Source organism: uncultured Corynebacterium sp. (genome assembly GCF_902489365.1).
Taxonomy (GTDB): Bacteria; Actinomycetota; Actinomycetes; order Mycobacteriales; family Mycobacteriaceae; genus Corynebacterium.
Genome location: NZ_CABTZR010000156.1, coordinates 1 through 2,299, shown reverse-complemented (window position 1 = coordinate 2,299; position 2,299 = coordinate 1). Strand labels below are relative to the sequence as shown.

Genomic DNA, 2,299 nt, shown 5'->3' with positions numbered 1-2,299 from the left:
CGTCCTTGGCGCACTGGCTGCAATCGTCCCGAATGCTGCACGCGCACTGGGCATCAAGCTTCCGTTCTAACCTGAAGAACTAACGACGCCGCAGTGTCGGTGTTGACCAGCCACCCCCAATCACTTGATTCAAGTGATTGGGGGTGTTTTCGATGCCCGGATACACCCGTTAGCTAAGGGTCAGATTAAAAATGGTCAAATTTACATTCAAAGCTGCGGCATCCGCCGCATGAGCGACCTACACTCTTTCCTCAGCCGATACCGGTTATCGGATTGGTTCTATAGCCTTTCCGATTCACTATTTTTCACTTCTATTTCATCCCATTTGGAGACAACATGAACACCTTCTCCCGCGCCCTGCTCGCCGCTACCCTGACCGGCTCTCTCGCGTTCGCTGGCACCACCGTCGCCTCCGCTGAGGAAGCCGCCACCGCTACCTCCTGCGGCTCCCCCAAGGCCGAGTTCACTGCCACCGTCAATGACAAGGAGCACACCTTCAAGAAGGTTAGCGAGTTCATCTGGACGTCCACCAGCGATGAGAACGTCAAGCTGAACCGCGCCCAGATCTTCGATCTGGCCAAGGCGGGTGCACCCGTGTGCGACTCTGCACCGATCGACCTCGGCGATTGGGGCGCTTCCCAGGGCGGTCCGGGCAAGGTCGACTACGACATCGTCGACGGCGAGCGTCAGGATCCTGCACCTGTCGAGGATGAGGACAAGGATAAGGACAAGACCCCGTCCGAGGATAAGGACAAGGACCAAAACGAGCAGGACAAGGATAAGGACAAGAACGAGCAGGATAAGGATAAGGACAAGAACGAGCAGGATAAGGATAAGGACAACGAGGACAAGAAGAGCTCCATCAAGGATGAGCTCTCCTCCGAGGACAACAAGCCGACCCCGCTCGGCATCGCTGCTATCGTTGCCGGCGTTCTCGCCGTCATCGCAGCTGCCTTCCCGTTCGTCAAGAACGCCCTGAAGCTCTAAGTCTTTAACGCCTGTTCCACAGGCACCTAGTACCAGCGCCTCCGCGCCACAACACCTGTGGCACGGGGGCGCTTTCACTTACCCCCACAACGCAGTTGCGGGACACACTTCACAAATTGACGTGATGCGGACTACACTAAGCACCCATAGATTGTTCAACAATTCGAGAACTATAGAAGAGGTGTCCTCCTGTCATGAGCACGCTGCACATAGACCTCAACGCTGACCTCGGCGAAACCACCGCCGGCAACCCCGTGGCCGATGACGCCGCGATGCTCCAGCTCGTCTCCTCCGCCAACGTCGCCACCGGCTTCCACGCCGGCGATCCGCACTCCATCGCGGGCACCCTCAAGGCAGCCGCAGAAGCAGGAGTAACCGTCGGCGCGCACGTTGGCTATAACGACCCAGCAGCATTCGGCCGCCGCTTCATCGATTACGCACCTGCCGAGCTTGCCGACGAAGTCACCTACCAAATCGGTGCCCTCCAAGCCTTGGCCCAGGCCAACGGGACTCGGGTGTCCTACGTTAAACCGCACGGCGCGATGTACAACACCATCGTCCACCACGAGGCCCAGGCCCACGCGGTTATCGACGGCATCAAGGCCTTCGGCGACCTGCCCGTCATGCTGCTGCCCGGCGGCATCGCCGTCGACATCGCAGAGAAGAAGGGGCTCACCGTCATCCGTGAGGCCTTCGCTGACCGCAACTACAACCCCGATGGCACGCTCGTCTCACGGCGAGAGGCGAATGCGGTGATGGGTGATGAGGGGGACGTCGTCAAGCGCGTGCTCGAGGTCGCCGAAACGGGATCCATCACGGCCATCGACGGCTCCGTGCTCAACGTGGATGCCCAGTCGGTGTGCACGCACGGTGATTCGCCCGGTGCGGTCCAGCTGCTGCGCGGTGTGGTCAAGGAACTGCAGGCGCGCGGGATTGAGATTCGGAGCGCCATCTGATGCATATTCACCCCGTAGGAACGCGCGCGCTGCTCGTAGAGCTGGAGGACTTGTCCCAGGTCATGGCGTGGCACGCGGCCCTCGACGCTAATCCGCTTAAGGACCAAGTCGACGCGATTGCCGCCGCCACCACCCTGCTGCTGACCTTTGCCACTCCGAACTCCGCGGCCGCAGCCGCCGAGAAGCTGCAGGACTTCCACCCCACCGCGCAGGCGGGCGAGGATCCGCGCTTTGTGGAGATCGACGTTCTCTATGACGGCGAGGACCTCGACGAGGCCGCGGAGTTGATGGGGATGTCACGCGAAGGCCTCATTGACTGGCACACGTCTACCGAGTGGCTCCCGGCCCTTTGGGGG

At 60.6% G+C, this 2,299-nt stretch carries 3 protein-coding genes; all 3 read left to right on the top strand.

Annotation, left to right across the window (positions count from 1 at the left end):
* Positions 1 to 336 precede the first annotated feature (336 nt).
* The gene (locus RDN59_RS12085) at positions 337 to 987 is read left to right on the top strand and encodes a hypothetical protein (protein WP_308608048.1); all 651 of its coding nucleotides are present in this window, start codon (positions 337 to 339) and stop codon (positions 985 to 987) included.
* A 194-nt stretch (positions 988 to 1,181) separates the two neighbouring features.
* On the top strand, positions 1,182 to 1,943 hold the full coding sequence (locus tag RDN59_RS12080; protein ID WP_308608047.1) for a 5-oxoprolinase subunit PxpA: 762 nt from the start codon (positions 1,182 to 1,184) through the stop codon (positions 1,941 to 1,943).
* The coding region (locus tag RDN59_RS12075; protein ID WP_308608046.1) for a carboxyltransferase domain-containing protein at positions 1,943 to 2,299 on the top strand (357 nt) is incomplete at its 3' end. The genes RDN59_RS12080 and RDN59_RS12075, both read left to right, overlap by 1 nt.